Origin of the sequence: Oceanobacillus sojae, assembly GCF_900162665.1 — a bacterium.
In the GTDB taxonomy this organism is placed as follows: Bacteria; Bacillota; Bacilli; order Bacillales; family Amphibacillaceae; genus Oceanobacillus; species Oceanobacillus sojae_A.
The window spans coordinates 734,184-751,539 of record NZ_LT727810.1 but is presented as its reverse complement, the minus strand read 5'-3'; the positions used below and the strand labels follow the sequence as shown (position 1 = coordinate 751,539).

Annotated in this window: 20 protein-coding genes; 8 read left to right on the top strand and 12 right to left on the bottom strand. The window is 38.2% G+C overall.

Annotated elements, in window-relative coordinates:
* Positions 1-167 precede the first annotated feature (167 nt).
* The gene (locus BN1068_RS07235; protein ID WP_077602145.1) at positions 168-1,514 is read left to right on the top strand and encodes a glucose-6-phosphate isomerase; all 1,347 of its coding nucleotides are present in this window, start codon (positions 168-170) and stop codon (positions 1,512-1,514) included.
* 341 nt (positions 1,515-1,855) lie between these two features.
* Positions 1,856-3,043 carry a MalY/PatB family protein gene (locus BN1068_RS07230; RefSeq protein ID WP_077602144.1) on the top strand — a complete coding sequence of 396 codons (1,188 nt, stop codon included), beginning with the start codon at positions 1,856-1,858 and terminating at the stop codon, positions 3,041-3,043.
* 105 nt (positions 3,044-3,148) lie between these two features.
* On the opposite strand, the gene BN1068_RS07225 is transcribed toward BN1068_RS07230, so the two are convergent.
* The 3 genes from BN1068_RS07225 to BN1068_RS07215 form a co-directional block, all read right to left on the bottom strand.
* Positions 3,149-3,757: a superoxide dismutase family protein gene (locus tag BN1068_RS07225; RefSeq protein ID WP_077602143.1), complete on the bottom strand. Its 609-nt coding sequence runs from the start codon at positions 3,755-3,757 to the stop codon at positions 3,149-3,151.
* Positions 3,758-3,829: 72 nt separating this feature from the next.
* Positions 3,830-4,051 carry a hypothetical protein gene (locus BN1068_RS07220; protein WP_368483273.1) on the bottom strand — a complete coding sequence of 74 codons (222 nt, stop codon included), beginning with the start codon at positions 4,049-4,051 and terminating at the stop codon, positions 3,830-3,832.
* Between the two features lie 118 nt (positions 4,052-4,169).
* Positions 4,170-4,433 (bottom strand): phosphocarrier protein HPr, encoded by a 264-nt coding sequence (locus BN1068_RS07215; RefSeq protein ID WP_077602142.1) that lies wholly within the window; start codon positions 4,431-4,433, stop codon positions 4,170-4,172.
* A 207-nt stretch (positions 4,434-4,640) separates the two neighbouring features.
* On the opposite strand from BN1068_RS07215, the gene deoD reads away from it, so the two are divergent.
* Positions 4,641-5,348: a purine-nucleoside phosphorylase gene (gene deoD, locus BN1068_RS07210; protein WP_077602141.1), complete on the top strand. Its 708-nt coding sequence runs from the start codon at positions 4,641-4,643 to the stop codon at positions 5,346-5,348.
* Between the two features lie 141 nt (positions 5,349-5,489).
* A complete protein-coding gene (locus BN1068_RS07205) occupies positions 5,490-5,969 on the top strand; it encodes a divergent PAP2 family protein (RefSeq protein WP_077602140.1) in 480 nt (159 codons plus the stop codon).
* A 60-nt stretch (positions 5,970-6,029) separates the two neighbouring features.
* Here the strand turns inward: BN1068_RS07205 and BN1068_RS07200 are convergent, their stop codons facing one another.
* Entirely contained in the window at positions 6,030-6,341 is a 312-nt protein-coding gene (locus BN1068_RS07200) for a YuiB family protein (protein ID WP_077602139.1), read from the bottom strand.
* 426 nt (positions 6,342-6,767) lie between these two features.
* A complete protein-coding gene (locus BN1068_RS07195; RefSeq protein ID WP_077602138.1) occupies positions 6,768-7,976 on the bottom strand; it encodes an NAD(P)/FAD-dependent oxidoreductase in 1,209 nt (402 codons plus the stop codon).
* Positions 7,977-8,286: 310 nt separating this feature from the next.
* Here BN1068_RS07195 and BN1068_RS07190 point away from each other — a divergent pair, with 310 nt between their 5' ends.
* Entirely contained in the window at positions 8,287-9,270 is a 984-nt protein-coding gene (locus BN1068_RS07190; protein WP_077602137.1) for an NAD(P)/FAD-dependent oxidoreductase, read from the top strand.
* A 259-nt stretch (positions 9,271-9,529) separates the two neighbouring features.
* On the opposite strand, the gene BN1068_RS07185 is transcribed toward BN1068_RS07190, so the two are convergent.
* The 3 genes from BN1068_RS07185 to BN1068_RS07175 all read right to left on the bottom strand — a co-directional run bounded on the left by BN1068_RS07185 (position 9,530) and on the right by BN1068_RS07175 (position 11,165).
* On the bottom strand, positions 9,530-9,886 hold the full coding sequence (locus BN1068_RS07185) for a HesB/IscA family protein (protein WP_077602136.1): 357 nt from the start codon (positions 9,884-9,886) through the stop codon (positions 9,530-9,532).
* Between the two features lie 77 nt (positions 9,887-9,963).
* Positions 9,964-10,818 (bottom strand): diaminopimelate epimerase, encoded by an 855-nt coding sequence (gene dapF / locus BN1068_RS07180; protein WP_077602135.1) that lies wholly within the window; start codon positions 10,816-10,818, stop codon positions 9,964-9,966.
* 20 nt (positions 10,819-10,838) lie between these two features.
* Positions 10,839-11,165, bottom strand: a complete 327-nt coding sequence (locus BN1068_RS07175; protein WP_077602134.1) for a YuzD family protein — start codon at positions 11,163-11,165, stop codon at positions 10,839-10,841.
* 232 nt (positions 11,166-11,397) lie between these two features.
* Here BN1068_RS07175 and BN1068_RS07170 point away from each other — a divergent pair, with 232 nt between their 5' ends.
* Both BN1068_RS07170 and BN1068_RS07165 read left to right on the top strand, forming a co-directional pair.
* A complete protein-coding gene (locus tag BN1068_RS07170) occupies positions 11,398-12,759 on the top strand; it encodes a transposase (protein WP_077601279.1) in 1,362 nt (453 codons plus the stop codon).
* Positions 12,760-12,913: 154 nt separating this feature from the next.
* Complete coding sequence (locus BN1068_RS07165; protein WP_040979025.1) at positions 12,914-13,138, top strand: NifU family protein; 225 nt, start codon at positions 12,914-12,916, stop codon at positions 13,136-13,138.
* A 68-nt stretch (positions 13,139-13,206) separates the two neighbouring features.
* On the opposite strand, the gene BN1068_RS07160 is transcribed toward BN1068_RS07165, so the two are convergent.
* The gene (locus BN1068_RS07160; RefSeq protein WP_077602133.1) at positions 13,207-14,172 is read right to left on the bottom strand and encodes a 2-hydroxyacid dehydrogenase; all 966 of its coding nucleotides are present in this window, start codon (positions 14,170-14,172) and stop codon (positions 13,207-13,209) included.
* A 74-nt stretch (positions 14,173-14,246) separates the two neighbouring features.
* Positions 14,247-15,212, bottom strand: coding sequence for a hypothetical protein (locus BN1068_RS07155; protein WP_077602132.1), 966 nt, complete (start codon positions 15,210-15,212; stop codon positions 14,247-14,249).
* A gap of 86 nt (positions 15,213-15,298) precedes the next feature.
* On the opposite strand from BN1068_RS07155, the gene BN1068_RS07150 reads away from it, so the two are divergent.
* The gene (locus tag BN1068_RS07150; protein WP_077602131.1) at positions 15,299-15,817 is read left to right on the top strand and encodes a phosphatidylglycerophosphatase A family protein; all 519 of its coding nucleotides are present in this window, start codon (positions 15,299-15,301) and stop codon (positions 15,815-15,817) included.
* 49 nt (positions 15,818-15,866) lie between these two features.
* Here BN1068_RS07150 and BN1068_RS07145 read toward each other — a convergent pair whose 3' ends face one another.
* A complete protein-coding gene (locus BN1068_RS07145) occupies positions 15,867-16,634 on the bottom strand; it encodes a TIGR01457 family HAD-type hydrolase (protein ID WP_077602130.1) in 768 nt (255 codons plus the stop codon).
* A gap of 62 nt (positions 16,635-16,696) precedes the next feature.
* Positions 16,697-17,332, bottom strand: a complete 636-nt coding sequence (locus BN1068_RS07140) for a helix-turn-helix transcriptional regulator (RefSeq protein ID WP_077602129.1) — start codon at positions 17,330-17,332, stop codon at positions 16,697-16,699.
* Between the last annotated feature and the right edge of the window lie 24 nt (positions 17,333-17,356).

Sequence of the window (17,356 nt, the reverse complement as noted above, 5' to 3'; positions counted from 1 at the left end):
TATATTCATCCGTCTGGATTATATCTTTTTCAGATAAATCAACATGTTTTTCAGCACTTTTTTCCCGGTTTAAATGAAAGCCCTTCAGGTCGTTACCCTTGATTTCATCACATTAATAGATTAAAGTAGAATCATATATGGAATCAATTTTAAAGGGGGAACTATAAATGACACATGTAACTTTTAAATATGATAAAGCACTTTCTTTTTTCGACAAAGAAGAAATTAAAAATCTTTCTCCATTTGTATTGCGTGCACATCAAATGATTCATGAAAAAATTGGAGCAGGTAATGATTTTCTAGGCTGGGTTGACCTTCCTAAAAACTATGATCAGGAAGAATACGCACGCATCAAGAAAAGTGCAGAAAAAATCAAAAATGACTCTGACGTTCTTCTTGTAATTGGAATCGGCGGTTCCTATCTTGGAGCCAAAGCAGCTTTAGAAATGCTGAACCACTCTTTCCAAAACCTCCTTTCTTCTGAAGAAAGAAAAGCACCGCAGGTCATTTTTGTAGGTCACCATTTAAGCTCTACTTATATGAGTGAGCTGACTGATGTATTAAAGGGTAAGGATTTCTCTATTAATGTTATTTCTAAAAGTGGTACAACAACAGAACCGGCAATTGCTTTCCGTGTCTTTAAAAAGCTTTTAGAAGAAAAATACGGTGAAGAAGAAGCTAAAAAGCGTATCTACGCAACAACTGACCGTAAAAAAGGTGCTCTAAAAACAACAGCTGATGAAAACGGGTATGAAACATTTGTTATTCCAGATGATGTTGGTGGACGGTACTCCGTATTAACTGCAGTAGGTCTATTGCCAATCGCAGCAAGTAATATTGATGTTGATGCAATTATGAAAGGTGCGCAAGCTGCAATGGAAGACTTGTCTGTGCCTGATATATACAGAAATCCTGCATATCAGTATGCAGCAGTACGTAATATTTTCTATCAAAAAGGCAAAGTAACAGAATTACTGATTAATTATGAGCCTGCCCTTCAATACTTCTCTGAATGGTGGAAACAGTTATTTGGCGAAAGTGAAGGAAAAAATCAAAAAGGAATTTATCCTTCATCAGCAAACTTCTCCACAGATTTGCACTCTCTTGGCCAATATATCCAAGAAGGAAGAAGAAATATTTTCGAAACGATTCTTCATGTAAATGAATCTAAGAAAAATTTAACTGTCGAGGAAGAAGCAAATGATTTAGACGGATTAAATTACTTAGCTGGTAAAAGTATTCATGAAATAAATAATAAAGCATTCCAGGGCACTTTATTAGCCCATACTGACGGTGACGTTCCAAACCTGATCATTGAGGTTCCTAAACTGGATGCTTATACTTTTGGCTATTTAGTATACTTCTTTGAAAAAGCATGTGCTGTCAGCGGCTACCTGCTCGGTGTTAATCCATTTGACCAGCCGGGTGTGGAAGCATATAAGAAAAATATGTTTGCTTTGCTTGGCAAGCCTGGATTCGAAAACGAAAAAGAAGAGCTTGAGAAAAGATTATAATATAAGTGCGTGTTCAAAACAAAACTTCATTTCACAGGGATTATAATCTCTGAGAAATGAAGTTTTTTCTATGGAATCCTGATTGTTTAACACGATCATGCGTTAATAAAAAATAAATCCAAAAATTTTTTTAAATTTTTTGGTTTATTCTTTTTAACAACGGGTATTACTATTATTGTAAGGCTTTCTCGTATTCCCCCTGTAGGCAGAGCGTATAACGCTTTGCTTTTTTTTGTCTAAAAACAGGAATCCCAAAAGAAGTTTTAGCCAGTTCTCTACCTTTCTAAAGTATCTTTGTTATAATAGAAAAATGATATGAATGCAAGGAGGCAAATAAAAGAATGAGTTTTTTTGAAGAAGTACATGACCGCAAGCAAACAAAATCTGTGAAATGGGATATGCTGCAGATGAGATTCCAGTCTGAGGATGTCCTGCCGATGTGGGTAGCTGATATGGACTTTAAAGCTCCAGATGCTGTCAATCAGGCGCTTATCAAACGGGCAGAGCATGGAATTTACGGATATACCGTAATTGATGAAGATGTTACATCCTCTGTAACCGATTGGGTAAAAAACCGTCATGGGTGGGATATTCAATCCGAATGGCTTAACTACAGCCCCGGAGTAATTAACACGCTTCATATGGCGCTGCAAGCATTCACAGAACCAGGTGATAAGATTATGATTCAAACACCTGTATATACGCCATTTTACAATATTATAAACGTTTTGGATCGTGAACTTGTAAAGAATCCATTGATTCATCAGGATGATTATTACACGATTGATTTTGAAGATATGGAAAATAAATTAGCAAGTGGTGTAAAAGCATTTATTTTATGCTCCCCACATAATCCGGTGGGCCGCGTCTGGACAGAAAAAGAGCTGCGTAAAATGGCAGACCTCTGCCTGCAATATGATGCCATGATTTTTTCTGATGAAATCCATGCAGATTTAGTTTTTCAAGGACATAAACATCTGCCAATCGCGAGCCTGTCAACAGAAATCGCCGATAAAACAATTACTTGCATGGCACCATCTAAAACATTTAATTTAGCCGGTCTGCAAGCGTCTTATGCGATTACACCAAATGAAGAAAACAAGGAAAAATTAACAAATGCCTTTCTTCGTCAAGGATTCAATAATTCCTTAAACGGAATGGCTGTCACAGCAATGGAAGCTGCATACCGCCATGGACAACCCTGGTTAGAAGATCTGCTCGAGGTTATCCAGAGCCATACGGAGTACATCAAGGAAATGTTTGCTGCACATGCTCCTGAATTAAAAGTGACAAAGTCAGAAGGAACATATCTCGTCTGGGTAGATTGCTCTGAATTAAATATGGATAAAAAAGAATTAAACCGGTTCATGATTGATAAAGGACGTGTCGGCTTAAATCCTGGTCAGGACTATGGCGTAGAAGGGGACGCATTTATGCGTATCAATGTCGCCTGTCCACGGACAACCATCGAAGAAGGCGTTAAACGGATTATCCATGCTGTAGAAGTTTGGAGAGAATCTAATAATTAAACCCCTATAAATAGAAAGAAGCTGCTATTCGAATAGCAGCTTCTTTCTATTTTTCCCATGACAGTTGCCTCAAATTTTTGTTAGCAAATGAAGCAGCCGGAGTAATTATCCATTCTCTTCCTTTTCCTGTTTATCATTATTCTCTGTCGGATCAGTAGGAGATTCTTCCCTCTCTCCACTTTGAGAATCGTTTTTAATCACTCCGCAAACAATACGGTTACCTGAATTCCCGGCTGGCTGACTCATTCCATCATCCACTCCATCATGAATGATTAAAGAAGTCCCATCATTAGTAATCAGGCTGTTCTTACCTTTTTTTAACGTTGCCTCAGCAATCACCAATTCTTCTTGAACGTTCCCATCTTCATCTGCTTCAATATTAGGAAGATCTCCGAGATGGGCCCCATCCGTCCGCAAAAGACCATGTTCTTTACCATCAGGATTAAAGTGGTTACCGCTCGTAGAAAACTCAGGACCCTCACATTTTCCATACTCATGAACATGGATAGCGTGGAAGCCAGGGCTTAACCCTTCTACTTCAATAGTTACGGCCACTCCTCCATCTGTCTCGTTTAATCTGGCTGTTCCTACCCGGTCTCCATCCGCATTATACATTTCTACCATTTCTGAGTTTTCATGCGGCAGCAGGCACCCTGATAAAAGAAACAGCATTGCGAGAGCCGTCATCATCGTCCATTTATTCCGTATTCTCATCGATAAACTCCTTTGCTTTTTCCATAGTTTGAACAAAGAAGCAATTTTTTAGTCAAAAAAACTCCTCAAATCCTATTGATTAGAGGAGGAATTTGTTACATTATTATTGTTGTTCTGTGCCTTATTTAAAGCATCATGGTATTCCTGTTCAAAATTTTCCTGATCTCTCTTCGATTTTTTCATCATCCAGCGCATAAAAAATGCTGCTAAAACCAGAAAAATGACCAATGTTATTACAGCAGGAATATACTCTGTTTTATCTTCCGGAAAATATAGAAATGGCATCATAATCATAAAAAATTCACACCCTTCCTGAAACAATTATAACAAATGCTTGAGGCATGTAAATCAATCCATGTACAACGTATAAAAGCGCCCTGATGCCAGAGCGCTTTTATACGTTTGTTAATAATTATTCGCCTAAATGTTCTTTGATAACGTCAGCGATACCTTTTAAAGCATCAGCTTCATCTTTTCCGTCTGCGCTTACTTCAATGTCAGCACCTTTAGGAATTCCTAAAGACATAACGCCCATGATTGATTTCAGGTTAACGTTTTTGCCTTTGTAGCTAACTTCAATTTCAGAATCAAATTGACCAGCTTTGTTTACCAGCAAAGTAGCCGGGCGTGCGTGTACTCCGGTTTCTGCAGTAATTTTAAACGTTTGTGACTTCATTATATACAACATCCTTTCAATTTGAAAATCTCTGTCGTTTATGTACCTGTTATTCATCTCACATAAACCTATGTTATATTATATACAAAAATCACGAAATATGAAATACATATCTACTTTTTTTATGAAAATGTATTCATTTGTTTTTCAAAAACCTTTATGATACCTTTATCTTAAGGACAAAATTGAATAATGGAGGTTTACGAAATGAGTGTACATATTGGAGCGAAACAGGGAGAAATTGCAGATAAAATTTTATTGCCGGGAGATCCGTTACGGGCTAAATATATCGCTGAAAATTATTTAGAGGATGCACAGCTTTATAATGAAGTCAGAGGCATGTATGGCTATACGGGAACTTATAAAGGAGAACGTGTTTCTGTACAGGGAACCGGCATGGGAGTACCTTCTATCTCTATCTATGTGAATGAGCTTATTCAAAGCTATGATGTCAAAAAACTTATTCGCGTAGGTACGTGTGGAGCAATTCAAAAAGATGTTAAGGTTCGCGATGTTATCTTAGCACAGGCTGCTACAACAGATTCACAAATAAATCAGCTGATCTTTCAGGGGATTGATTACGCTCCTATTTCCGACTTTGAATTATTAAAAAACGCTTATGAAGCCGGTACTGAAAAAGGATTACAGCTGCGTGTCGGAAATGTATTTACAAGCGATACCTTCTATCGTGATAATGCCAAAGAAGTGAACGAATTGCTTGCTAAATACCAAGTACTTGCAATCGAAATGGAATCTACTGCACTATATACTCTGGCAGCTAAATATGGCCGTCAGGCGCTATCCATCCTTACAGTTTCCGATCATCTTATTACTGGCGAAGAAACTACTGCTGAAGAACGTCAGACTACATTCCATGAAATGATGGAGATTGCATTAGATACAGTTATTAAATAAATATTTTACAGGAATACGCATTTTTTAACCTGCAATACCGCATATTCCTGATGGTTGCTGAGCCTTTCTTTTATTATGATACAGACTATGGTAAAATAACAGAAAATTGATGCGTTAGTCAGGAAGGAAGTACCCTCATTCATGACATTATTGACGAATTTCCCATTATGGGCTGCTCTGATTGCTATTGTGTTTGCGCAAGTTATAAAGATACCTATCAAGCTGATTTTCACCAAGGAATTTCAACCTGGACTTGCTTTCAGTACAGGGGGAATGCCCAGCAGCCACTCTGCAGCAGTTACTTCTTTAGCTACTGCTATCGGTATTGCAGAAGGGGTATCATCAAGTGTATTTGCGCTTGCTTGTATATTTAGTGTGATTACGATGTTTGATGCTTCCGGAGTCCGCAGACAAGCAGGTGAACAGGCAATTGTTATTAATCAGCTGGTTCGCGATTTTCAATTAATCACCTCCAGTGCCAAAGGCTGGAGTAAAAAGAAAGAAAACGAAAAGATACAAGAATTAAAGGAATTACTCGGACACCAGCCGATAGAAGTATTTTTTGGTGCAATCACAGGGATTATTATTGCTTTTTCCCTTGCTCCGCTCTTCTCTTATTGAATAAAGAAGGCCAATGCCAAGCAGCATTGACCTTCTTTTATTTTTATGTAATTCATCTTTTTAAAACATTTGATAACCACTTTTTCTTAAAAAGCGGATAACAAAACCAGATACAATTGTACCGAGAAAACCCGATAACAAAATCAGAATATCAGCAATCGTTAATCCGACAATACGATCCCCGAGTGCTGAAAAAGATTCCCCTGGACTTGTAAAATAGCTAATAAAAGAAACATTATCTATAATAAAAATCATTACTATAGGAAATAAACATGCCATCAGCCATGTTTTTCTTAATAACATATTTAAAATAAATGCAATACCAAAAAATATAACAAAATACAATACAACAGAAACAACAAGTTGAACCATTCTCTTCCCTCCGTCCTTTCTAAGGATACATACAAGGGACATTTTATCTTAAAACTGCAAAAAAGCAAAGCAGCATCTGCCAAGCTTCGCTTTTTTGTCAATATATTTCTATAAGTTTGTGTTCAAAAATTCCGATAAATAAGACCAAGAAGTTCAAGGCGACGAAGATTTTTCAAACGGACTTGCGCGTGTTGTGGTGACTTCTGTGTTGTCCACAGGACGTGGACAACACAGAAGTTCCTCTATGCTTTATAATACGTGAGTAACGCTTTTGGTGGGGCGAGTAATCGCAGCCCCATTGAAAAATCTTCGTCAACGCACTTCCGCAGGATGCGGTGGCTTCTACGTTGCCCACACGACGTGGGCGTTCTTAGTAGAAAATCCTCTTATCGCCGTGTCATCTTTTTTGGACTTTTTTAACATCCTCTATAATAGATGAAAATTCCCCTTCTTCAACAACAAATTCCATCCCCCTAATTTATATAAATAATGATTATCAGAAATCCGCTTTATTAATACCGCTTTCCAGCCGAATATCTTATGATTCTGTATCGTCGCTACCCCGTCATCTCTTCCTAAGGTGGCAAGCATACCTTGCTTTACCGGCTGACAGAAAGTAAGTTCTTTGTTCCTGAGCCATAAGGAGATATTTTTTGCAACAACAGCTGCCTCCTCTACAGCTTTTTTTGCAGTTGGAAGAATTTCTTCTCCATTTTCATTTACAGTATATGCACACTCGCCTACAACGAAGATCGAATCATCTTTGGTAGACAGCATATTAGAATATACTTCTATTCTTTTATTTTTCAAGGTTAGTCCAGCTTTTTCAAAAATTGGATTAGCCTGTACCCCGCCGGTCCAGATAAAAGTGCGAGAGGGAATAACATATTCTTTGCCTTCCATTTCATAAACGACTTTGTTATCCTGACACTCCTTCAGCTTCGCCTGATGGATAACTTCTACGCCTCTGGATTGTAAAGAAGTAATTGCATAGTGCGCCAGCTCCTCATCAAATCCCTGCAGCAAAGAAGTATTTTCTTCAAGCATATAGAGACGTATCTGTGTTTTCTCAACATCATATTCTTTACACATAATCGGGATCTGATTGATGAGCTCCCCTGCAAACGCAACACCAAGAATTCCTCCGCCGCCAATCACAATATTTAATCTGCTCTCATCCTTTTTAATATCATTGGCATAGCTGGCAAAATTATATTCAATGTGTTCACGGATAAAACGGGCACTGTTAATATCTGTGATAGGATAAGTATACTCATTCAATCCTGGAATCCCTTCCGTATTCGGCTCAGCTCCCAGTCCGATTACGAGTAAATCATAATTAAGCTTTCTGTTTTTAAGCCTGATTTTTTTGGCTTCCCGCTTGATAGAAACAACTTCATCTATTATAAAATTTATTTTTGAACGATTGATGATATCTTTTATTTTTATTTTAGAGCAATCCTGATGCAGCGTCCCAGCAGCATTCTCGTGCAGACAGCTTGTTTGGAAATGATAGTCATATTTATGAACTAATGTGATTTCTGCTTCATTCTGTCCCAGCTGCTTCTGAAGCTTTACTGCTGTCATTATACCTCCATAACCCGCTCCTAATATAACAATATGCGGTTTATTCATGGTTTTTCACTACTCCTATTAATTAATATAATTCTTATCAAAATATTTTTGTCATATAAATAACTTCATTTTGTAATCAAATTGTAATAATCACTAACTTATCTTAAATGCTCTGCTAAAAAATAGCAAGCTTTAAAAACTCTTTTTTATCTATACTTATGAAAAAAAAGTGAAGACATGCAAAGAGTATTAAACTGTCAAAATAAAATACCTTTGAATTATCCTTTCTTTTAAAGCGATTTAATACAAACAAAAACGAGTTTATGATACCATAGGATTGGTAAACGTTTAGAAAGAAAAGAGGTATTCTATGGAGAAAGTTTTTGATGTAACCATCATTGGAGCTGGACCCACTGGCTTATTCACAGCCTTTTACGGCGGCATGCGTCAAGCCAGTGTTAAAATAATTGAAAGCCTGCCTCATATCGGAGGTCAATTGACAGCACTATATCCGGAGAAATATATATATGATGTTGCAGGATTTCCAAAAGTTCGTGCACAGGAGCTTGTTGATCAATTGGAAGAACAGGCAAAATTATTTGACCCTGAGATTGTACTCGGGCAGGCTATTGAAAGTGTTGAACGGTTGGAAGACGACAGCTTTCGCCTCATTTCAAACACTGGAGAAGTTCACCTGACAAAAACAATCATTATTACTGCCGGCAATGGTGCATTTCAGCCTAGAAGATTGAATGTAGGTGACAGTGAAGCATACGAAGGCAGAAATTTACACTATTATGTGACGGATATGAATAAGTACAAGGATAAGCATGTTGCTATTTTAGGCGGAGGCGATTCAGCTGTAGATTGGGCATTGATGCTGGAAAAAACTGCTGCTAAAGTAACGTTAATTCACCGTCGTGATCAATTCCGTGCACATGAACATAGTGTGGAACAATTAGAGGCATCTGCTGTTGAAAAGCTCACACCATTTGCCCCCGCAGCGATTGTTGCAAACGAGAAGATTGAAAAGCTTATCTTACAGGAGATAAAAGGAGAAGAATTAGTCGAATTAGAAGTAGATGATATCATCTGTAACTACGGTTTTATTTCCAGTCTTGGACCAATCAAAGACTGGGGTCTGGAAATTGAAAAAAACAGCATTGTCGTTAATTCAAAAATGGAAACAAATATCCCGGGAATATATGCTGCTGGAGATGTTTGTACGTATGATGGTAAAGTCAAGCTGATTGCAACTGGATTTGGTGAAGGTCCGACAGCTATTAATAATGCTAAAAATTACATTGACCCGAAAGCAAGAATCCAGCCAAAACACTCTACAGCAATGTTTTAATAAATATACCATGAGCTATATAATAATTTGAAAAAAATCGTTTGAATGAGAAATAATCCCGTTCAAGCGGTTTTATTTTTCTATTTGTTAAAAATGAAAAGGAGCTGCAGGAAGCTTTCTGTCTTTTTTTAAAGAATAAGTGATTTTCTTGGTTTTTCTAAGTGGTATGTTACAGCAGGTATTGGGGAAATTCAGTTTACATCACACAGAGAGTTAAAAGAAAGATTGACAGAAAATCTCTGCCAATCTTTCTTCTCCATTAACAATCACCGGGTGCGCCGGCATGCTCTGCAGTACGGAAGGAAGAACCGCACCCGCAGGATATAATGGCATTCGGGTTATCGATACTGAATCCGCCGCCCATCATATTTTCTTTATAATCAATCTTTGTTCCTTTAATAATAGGAATATCCTGATTGAAAAAAACAATTGGAATATCATTAATGGTTTCAATAATATCCAATTCTTCATTAACCTCATCTTCAAAGCCCAATGAATAAGACAGACCGCTGCATCCTCCTCCTTTTACACCAAAGCGGAGAAGCGATTGATCCGGTTCTTCTTTCATCATTTCTTTAATCTGTGCACTTGCACGATCAGTCAGTTCAATGATCATCTTCTGAACCTCCTTTATCCTTGTATATCCTATAAACTTAGTATACACCCACACTTGTCAGAATCAAGTAATTCATTCTATGCGTAGAAAATTCCTGAAGCGATTGTTTCTGCTCCGCCAGTCATCCAGATATGATCGTCTTCTTTCCATTCAATGAATAAATCACCGCCAGCTAAATGAACAACAATTTTTTTCCCTTTGCTTACCTTATTATTTAATGTCGCAGCAACAACAGCTGCACATGCTCCAGTTCCGCACGCTTCCGTAATCCCGGAGCCGCGTTCCCAGACACGGAAATGTAATTCTTCCTCAGATACAACTTCGATAAACTCTGCATTAACACCTTCAGGGAAGCGCTCATCTTTTTCTATAATTGGTCCCAGCGTTGTTAACGGCGCATTATCAATTGCGTCTACCATTGTAACAACATGCGGATTTCCCATCGAAACTGCAGTAACATATAGTGTTTCATCAGCAACCTGGAATGGCTCATTGATAACTGTTGTCTCTGCTTCTCCAAGCATTGGAATCTGCTCTCTTTGTAAAATGGGCTCTCCCATATCAATCGTGACCTCTTCTACTTCCTTATCTCCATTCACTTTAACAATAGCATGGACAACATTTGCTTTCGTCTGTATGGAAAACTCTTTTGTATTTACAATACCAGTTTCATAAACATATTTTGCCGTACAGCGCAGCCCATTACCGCAATTCATGCCCTCCGAACCATCCTTATTAAAAATTCGCATTCCTACTTCTGCTTTTTCTGCAGGATGGATCAGAATCATTCCGTCTGAACCAATTCCCGTATTTGGGTTTGACATTTTAACAGCTAATTCAGACAATCGTTCTTCTGGTAACTCTGTATGAAAAAGATCTATATAGATATAATTATTTCCTAATCCATGCATTTTTGTAAATGGTATTTTCATCTGCTACTCTCCTCTTCTGCTTATCCTTCTTTTGTCTCTAACCCAAGCTGGTTTAATACTTGATAGATTGGCTTTAAGGTTGGAATACCTTCAGCTACCATTTTATCATTTACCCAGATGATAGGATAAAAAAGATCCTCTTCGATTATTTTGTCAACATATGCCTGATGAATCGAATCTGATTGCGGTTTATTTATATCAATATAATTATATTGAACACCATCAGAAGCATACTTTCTTCCAATGGCTGCCTGCAGCCATTCGTACGTATCTTTGGAGCCTGGGGCACCGACACAGCTGGCACAGATTTGTTCGCTTCCATAGACTGTTATCGTTATTTCCGGCATATTATACACTTCCCTTCAGAGTCATGCTATCTTTTAGCGTATACCTATATTAATTATTTTACAAAATAAGCGGAAAAAGATAAAATATAATTAACCAGCTAATTGAGTGAATTTCATAATTCTTAACCCTTGCGTCCCAATGAGTTCAGGGCATAAAAAAAGAAGTACCTCCCCAAATCTTGTATAATGGTAATAACCACAAAACCATAAAAAGACTGGAGGAGTACTTCTTATGACCATTATACGACAACCGAGTCTATTTGGCATCCAAGAATTATATGACATGGAACCTACCCAAAAATATGAAGCGATTATTTCAGCGATTGATCTGGATCGTATTTATCATGCGATTAATAAGAAATCCCGGCTTGGAGCGCCTGTTGAGCTAAATTATGCAGGGATGATTATTTCTTTTTTTATTCGCTACATCGAGCGCATCCCAACGATCAAAGACTTAATCAAGCGTCTAAATGATGACTTTATCTTTAAAATGAACTGCGGATTTCTTGTTTCCGATTCTACACCGTCAGAAGCTGCGTATTCTCGCTTGGTTACAAAACTGAGTGAATCAGATATTTTAGAGAAATCCTTCGAAAACGTAACACTGGCAGCTATCACAGAAGGATTTATCGCTGATGAAGTCATCGCCATTGACGCAACCCATTTTGAAGCCCGGGACAAGGCGCCCGTTCAAAAAGAAGAAAAATCGGAAATCAGACCCAAAAAGCGTGGGCGTAAATCCAAGAAAGAACGCGACCAATATCTCAAAGAACAAGCAGAAAAAGAAGCGAATCTTCCATTGTATGAAAAGAAAATAGAAGCTCAATTAGACGTTCCATTAGACGTATTGCGTGCAGAAGTGCCACAGAACCCAAAATGGGGTGTGAAAAAGAATGCAGATGGTAAAAACGAGTATTGGTTTGGCTACAAAGGACACCTCGCAGTTGGGGCATCAAGCCAGTATATTCTACAATCCTTGTTTTCTTCCGGCAGCTTAAATGATGGAAAAGCCGCTATCGCCCTATTGAAGGGGATAGATCAACGACTTCCGCTTACGTCTGCTTCTTACCAGACATTGGATGCGGGCTATGATTTCGAGCCGATTTATGAACAAATTCATCGCATGGGACAACAGTCTGTCATTGCCTATAATAAACGCAATGAAGGCGAAATGATCGGGTTTGATAAGGATTTTGCCCCGACCTGTTTGCGAGAACATTCCTATAAATATGACAGCTTTGATCCGAAATACGAAACATTGAAGTATACCAGACCTAAGGAATGTAGCAACTGCCCACTTGCAAATGAAGGTATCTGTCAAAAAGTGTATAAAGTCAAAATAACCACCGATTTAAGACGTTATACGGCGCCTGCGCGCGGATCAAGAGCTTGGAAAAAGATTTTTAAACAACGGACAGCAGTAGAACGTGTCAACGCTTATTTAAAAGAGTTCTATCAGTTAAATAATGTTCGCTATCGCACTGGAAAGCGTGCGAAAGTCCATTTTGACATGGTCGCTTTGATTTACAATGCTTCCAAATTAGCTGCGGATCGCATCCAAGCGGAGCTTATTCAGCAACAACAAGCTGCATAATTTTTGTTTTTTAAAATACACTTTCGAAAATTCTGTTCGTCTTTGTATTTTTAAAAAGAGCAATTATGAAATTCATTCAATTGAAAATCATTTTCAAATAGATTTTTGTGTTTAATCGCGTTATAATAGATTTGTAGGAAAGGAGTAGGTTATTGTGGAAGAACAAGTACAAGAAGTATTAAGCAAGCTTCGTCCATTCTTATTACGTGATGGCGGGGATGTAGAATTAGTTGACGTTGATGATGATGGCGTCGTTTTATTACGTCTCATGGGAGCATGCGGCAATTGCCCAAGTTCAACCATTACTTTAAAAGCCGGAATTGAACGCGCACTTATGGCAGAGGTTCCTGGTGTAACAGAAATCGAACAGGTTTTTTAATGAATTTAATATAGAACGGAGCGCTCTTTTGCCTTGATAGAGACACTCCGTTTTTTTATTATCCTTATTTACGATACGGGGGTAATGGCTGGTTCCCCAGTGACAACTGCCTGAATATTTTCCAGACAGAGCTGAACCATTTTTGTTCTTGTTTCTACACTGGCAGAGCCGATATGCGGGATACATACCGTATTCTTCAAACCGACAAGCGGGTGATCTGCTCTAATTGGCTCTTCATCAAAAACATCCAGACCTGCTGCCTGAATTTCCCCAGTTTTAAGTGCCTCTGCCAACGCTTCTTCGTCCACTACTTTGCCGCGCGAAATATTTATAAAAATAGCGCTGGATTTCATTTTTTTAAAAACATCCTTATTAAATAATTTATCGGTTTCTTTGGTGTGTGGAACAACGGTCACAATAAAATCAGAAGTCTCTAACAGCTCATCGAAGCTGACATATTTTGCATTTAATCGTTCCTCTGCATCTTTTTTCCGGGAACGATTGTGGTACTGTATATTCATGTCAAAACCAGCTGCCCGTTTAGCAATAGCTTCTCCGATTCTCCCCATTCCAACAATTCCAAGTGTTTTCCCGTAAATATCTGTGCCGGCAAAGAAAAATGGGGCCCACGACTGCCACTTATCCTGCTTCACCCATTCATCCGCCTCCACAATACGCCTGGCAGTAGCCATAATAAGTGAAAAACCTAAATCTGCGGTTGTTTCCGATAAAACATCAGGGGTATTTGCAACAACAACTTGATGCTTTTTACATGCCTCCACATCAATATTATCGTAGCCGACAGCCATATTAGCAATAACCTTTAAACGAGGAGCTTTTGATAACAGCTCTTCATCAATAGTGTCACTTAACACTGCGAATAAAGCATCAGCATCTGCTATCTCTTTAAAAAGTGTCTCTCTCGGTACAGACTCCTCCTCTTTTTCCCACATGTGAATATCTAATTCATTCCGATATGCTTGTAAGTACTTTTCATCAATCTTACGGGTAATGTAGACCTTTGGTTTAGACATACTGGTGTTCTCCCTCCTGCGAATAAATGATAATTATTTCTCTGATATTTCTTTTTTATTTGTTATGATACTGCTTACAACCAGCTTATCATAGGAATCCGCCAATCGGAAACATCTACACCCGTCATTTCGTAAAATCGTGCCAGTCTTCTCTCATACACTTCCTGATGCTTTACCAATTGCTCCAATCTTTGAAAATCCTGATACTGAAATCCTTCTTCTAAAAAATCATAAAGATGAATCGGAAAGAATAGCCTGGCAAACACAAGCCTCCATGCAAACACAGATAATGGCTGATAATTTTGATAATCATTTAAGAATTGATTAATTTCTGTGTCCGGCCGATTTTGCAAAAAGGAAAAACGAATATACTCAGCAATGTCCCGGGTTGGATGGTCATATACGAGTTCATCTGTCCAAATAATTGTTTTCCCGAAAGTACTCCACCTGGAGAAAGTCACTGTTCCCTGATCAGTTTGTAAGATCCGCTGCTCTTTCTCACTCTCCCGTAAATATTGGATAGCATTCTCACTGATTCCAACAATATAAGGTAAAACATCCATTACTTCCGATAAATAACTGCTTGCCGCCTCTTCCTTTGCCTGCCTGGTCAATTCTTCTTCAAAAAAAGTAAGCTTTTCTTCCCAAAGCTTTCTCCATGTACCATAGCTGGAAATAGCTTTAGGCTCATACTGAAAACTGCTGCCAATACGATGAATATCTCCAAGTTTATTCCCTGCACTCCCGCTTCCTGAAGCCTGTGAATAATCTTCTAATACAAGAACCATCCAAAGTCCGTTTCCGTGATTGGTAAACCATTCCCCATTGATATTCCTGATTGGATAAGCTACAGAGGATATGCCATTTTCTCTTAAGTAGTAGGCTAAAGTTGCCTGTTCCATTAATATCATTTCCTTGTTTCCAGCAGGAATGGTAAAATAAATATAATGCTCTTTTTGATAACCTTCACGCTCTTCAATAAACTGCTTCCCTTCAACCTGGATTGCGTATTGACTTCGGAGCATTTCTGACATAGGCATCAACAAACTCCTCCTTATCGTATATATTAAATATATGAAGGAGATGACTATACAATCATATTAAATCAAAAAAGGTGTGTTTTAAAATGACGAAATATACAAGCAAAACAAAACTGGAAGTTAGAGCAAGACAGCTGTTAAAAGAACGTGGAGTAAAAATAGATGATATTGCAGAATTGGTATACTATCTGCAGTCAAAATATCATACAGATTTGACAATGGACAAATGCCGCTTTAATGTGAATCGTGTTTTAACCAAAAGAGAAGTGCAAAATGCTGTCATAACAGGCATTGAGCTGGATGTACTGGCAGAGAAAAAGCTATTAAGCGAACCGCTTCAGGAAACAATTCAAATTGATGAAGGATTATATGGCATTGATGAAGTAATTGCCTTATCTATTGTTAATGTATATGGCTCTATCGGCTTAACCAATTTTGGTTATATTGATAAACAAAAACCTGGTATCTTAGAAAAACTAAATGATAAAAGCAGCGGCGAGATTCATACATTCTTAGATGATATCGTCGGTGCTATTGCTGCAGCAGCATCCAGCCGTCTCGCTCATGGAGATGCAGAAAACGAGCATGAGGAACTGGACGGATAAAAAAAAGCATTCATATTCTGTTTTGATATAGAATATGAATGCTTTTGTATTACTCAAAAATCCATTCTGATAATTTTTCCATTATATAAGTCGGCTGTTTCTCAAAAACAGCCAATTCTTCCTTAGAGGTAACTCCTGTATGAACAAATAAGGTATCCACCCCTGCATTAAATCCTGATTGGATATCTGTTTGGTAATTATCCCCCACCATCAAAACATCCTCTTTTGGAAAGCCGAGAACATCTAATGCCTCTTTCATAATAATTGTATCCGGTTTTCCAATAAAAACAGGATTTTGTTGAGTACTGGTTTGGACCAATGCTGTAAAAGCGCCATTACCAGGTCCCATTCCTGCTTCAGTCGGGATAGCGTGATCCCGGTTGGTAGAAATAAACCGCGCACCTTTTCTGACAGCAATACATGCTGTGGCAAGCTTATCATAATTAATGTCCCTGTCTAATCCTACAACTACAGCATCTACATCTGTACTGTCTTTCAATTGGATACCATGTTCTTTTATCGGCTCCTTCAGTCCGCTTTGACCAATACAGTAGCATGTTTTTACAGACTGCTCCTGCAGATATTTTGCTGTAGCCATACTGCTTGTAACAACCTGATTATGATCTGCCTGGATTCCTAATCGTTTTAACTTTTCAGCTACCTCCTGCGTGCTTTTGGTAGAATTATTCGTTACAAATACATATGGAATATTTCTATCTGCTAATTGCTTCACAAAAGGAATAGCTTCTGGGATGACTTCATTCCCCCTGTACATCGTTCCATCTAAATCAATAAGATACCCTTTATAGTTTTTCACGTTATGACCTCTCTATCTCTATTTCTTCATTGAAGTTTCCATACATCAGGTTGACAGGTTAATCATTCTGAAACGGCAGCAATTTTCCACTGACAGCATTTCTCACCATCGACCAGCAATGATTTTGTCTTTATTTCCCGATTTGGAAATAAAGCTTCGTACATTTCTTTTTCATGGTGGCACATCACTGGATAATCCTTTGCCACTTCTAAAAAAGGGCAATGAAAATTATTTAATTGAAACCCTTCCTGTCCCTTATTCTCCACTTGAAACATATATCCGCTTTTATTCTGCAGATCCTTTAAAGCAGTTATTTTCTCTTCAGCAGTTGAATACTTATCTAAATACTTCTTTAATTGCTCTTTTTCTTTGGATGACTGTTTTTTGAGAAGCTCACTGATAAGCTGGTTTCCCTGCAATTCTTCTAAGTCATGAAGCAAATCTAAGGAGAGTTCTTTATAGCGATTGGGAAAACGTACCTGGCTCTGTTCCGTCAGGCTGTATGTATGGTAAGGCCGCCCAATCTCTTTTTTATGCTGCTGTACCTCAATAAACCCTTCTTGCACAAGTGTATGAAGCTGTTTCCTGACGGCTGTCTCTGAAATAGCAAAGTGCTCCATAATGGCGTCCATCGTTAACGTTCCCTGTTCCTTCAGCACCCGGATAATCTTATCCTTTGTCGAGATACGTTTTCCCATCCGCTTAAGCCCCCTTTTTAAACA

Bases quoted from the DNA above. Each gene is read 5' to 3' on its own strand.
- BN1068_RS07235 (WP_077602145.1), top strand. From the start codon at position 168: ATGACACATGTAACTTTTAAATATGATAAAGCACTTTCTTTTTTCGAC.
- BN1068_RS07230 (WP_077602144.1), top strand. From the start codon at position 1,856: ATGAGTTTTTTTGAAGAAGTACATGACCGCAAGCAAACAAAATCTGTG.
- BN1068_RS07225 (WP_077602143.1), bottom strand. From the start codon at position 3,757: ATGAGAATACGGAATAAATGGACGATGATGACGGCTCTCGCAATGCTG.
- BN1068_RS07220 (WP_368483273.1), bottom strand. From the start codon at position 4,051: ATGATTATGATGCCATTTCTATATTTTCCGGAAGATAAAACAGAGTAT.
- BN1068_RS07215 (WP_077602142.1), bottom strand. From the start codon at position 4,433: ATGAAGTCACAAACGTTTAAAATTACTGCAGAAACCGGAGTACACGCA.
- deoD (WP_077602141.1), top strand. From the start codon at position 4,641: ATGAGTGTACATATTGGAGCGAAACAGGGAGAAATTGCAGATAAAATT.
- BN1068_RS07205 (WP_077602140.1), top strand. From the start codon at position 5,490: ATGACATTATTGACGAATTTCCCATTATGGGCTGCTCTGATTGCTATT.
- BN1068_RS07200 (WP_077602139.1), bottom strand. From the start codon at position 6,341: ATGGTTCAACTTGTTGTTTCTGTTGTATTGTATTTTGTTATATTTTTT.
- BN1068_RS07195 (WP_077602138.1), bottom strand. From the start codon at position 7,976: ATGAATAAACCGCATATTGTTATATTAGGAGCGGGTTATGGAGGTATA.
- BN1068_RS07190 (WP_077602137.1), top strand. From the start codon at position 8,287: ATGGAGAAAGTTTTTGATGTAACCATCATTGGAGCTGGACCCACTGGC.
- BN1068_RS07185 (WP_077602136.1), bottom strand. From the start codon at position 9,886: ATGATCATTGAACTGACTGATCGTGCAAGTGCACAGATTAAAGAAATG.
- dapF (WP_077602135.1), bottom strand. From the start codon at position 10,818: ATGAAAATACCATTTACAAAAATGCATGGATTAGGAAATAATTATATC.
- BN1068_RS07175 (WP_077602134.1), bottom strand. From the start codon at position 11,165: ATGCCGGAAATAACGATAACAGTCTATGGAAGCGAACAAATCTGTGCC.
- BN1068_RS07170 (WP_077601279.1), top strand. From the start codon at position 11,398: ATGACCATTATACGACAACCGAGTCTATTTGGCATCCAAGAATTATAT.
- BN1068_RS07160 (WP_077602133.1), bottom strand. From the start codon at position 14,172: ATGTCTAAACCAAAGGTCTACATTACCCGTAAGATTGATGAAAAGTAC.
- BN1068_RS07155 (WP_077602132.1), bottom strand. From the start codon at position 15,212: ATGCCTATGTCAGAAATGCTCCGAAGTCAATACGCAATCCAGGTTGAA.
- BN1068_RS07150 (WP_077602131.1), top strand. From the start codon at position 15,299: ATGACGAAATATACAAGCAAAACAAAACTGGAAGTTAGAGCAAGACAG.
- BN1068_RS07140 (WP_077602129.1), bottom strand. From the start codon at position 17,332: ATGGGAAAACGTATCTCGACAAAGGATAAGATTATCCGGGTGCTGAAG.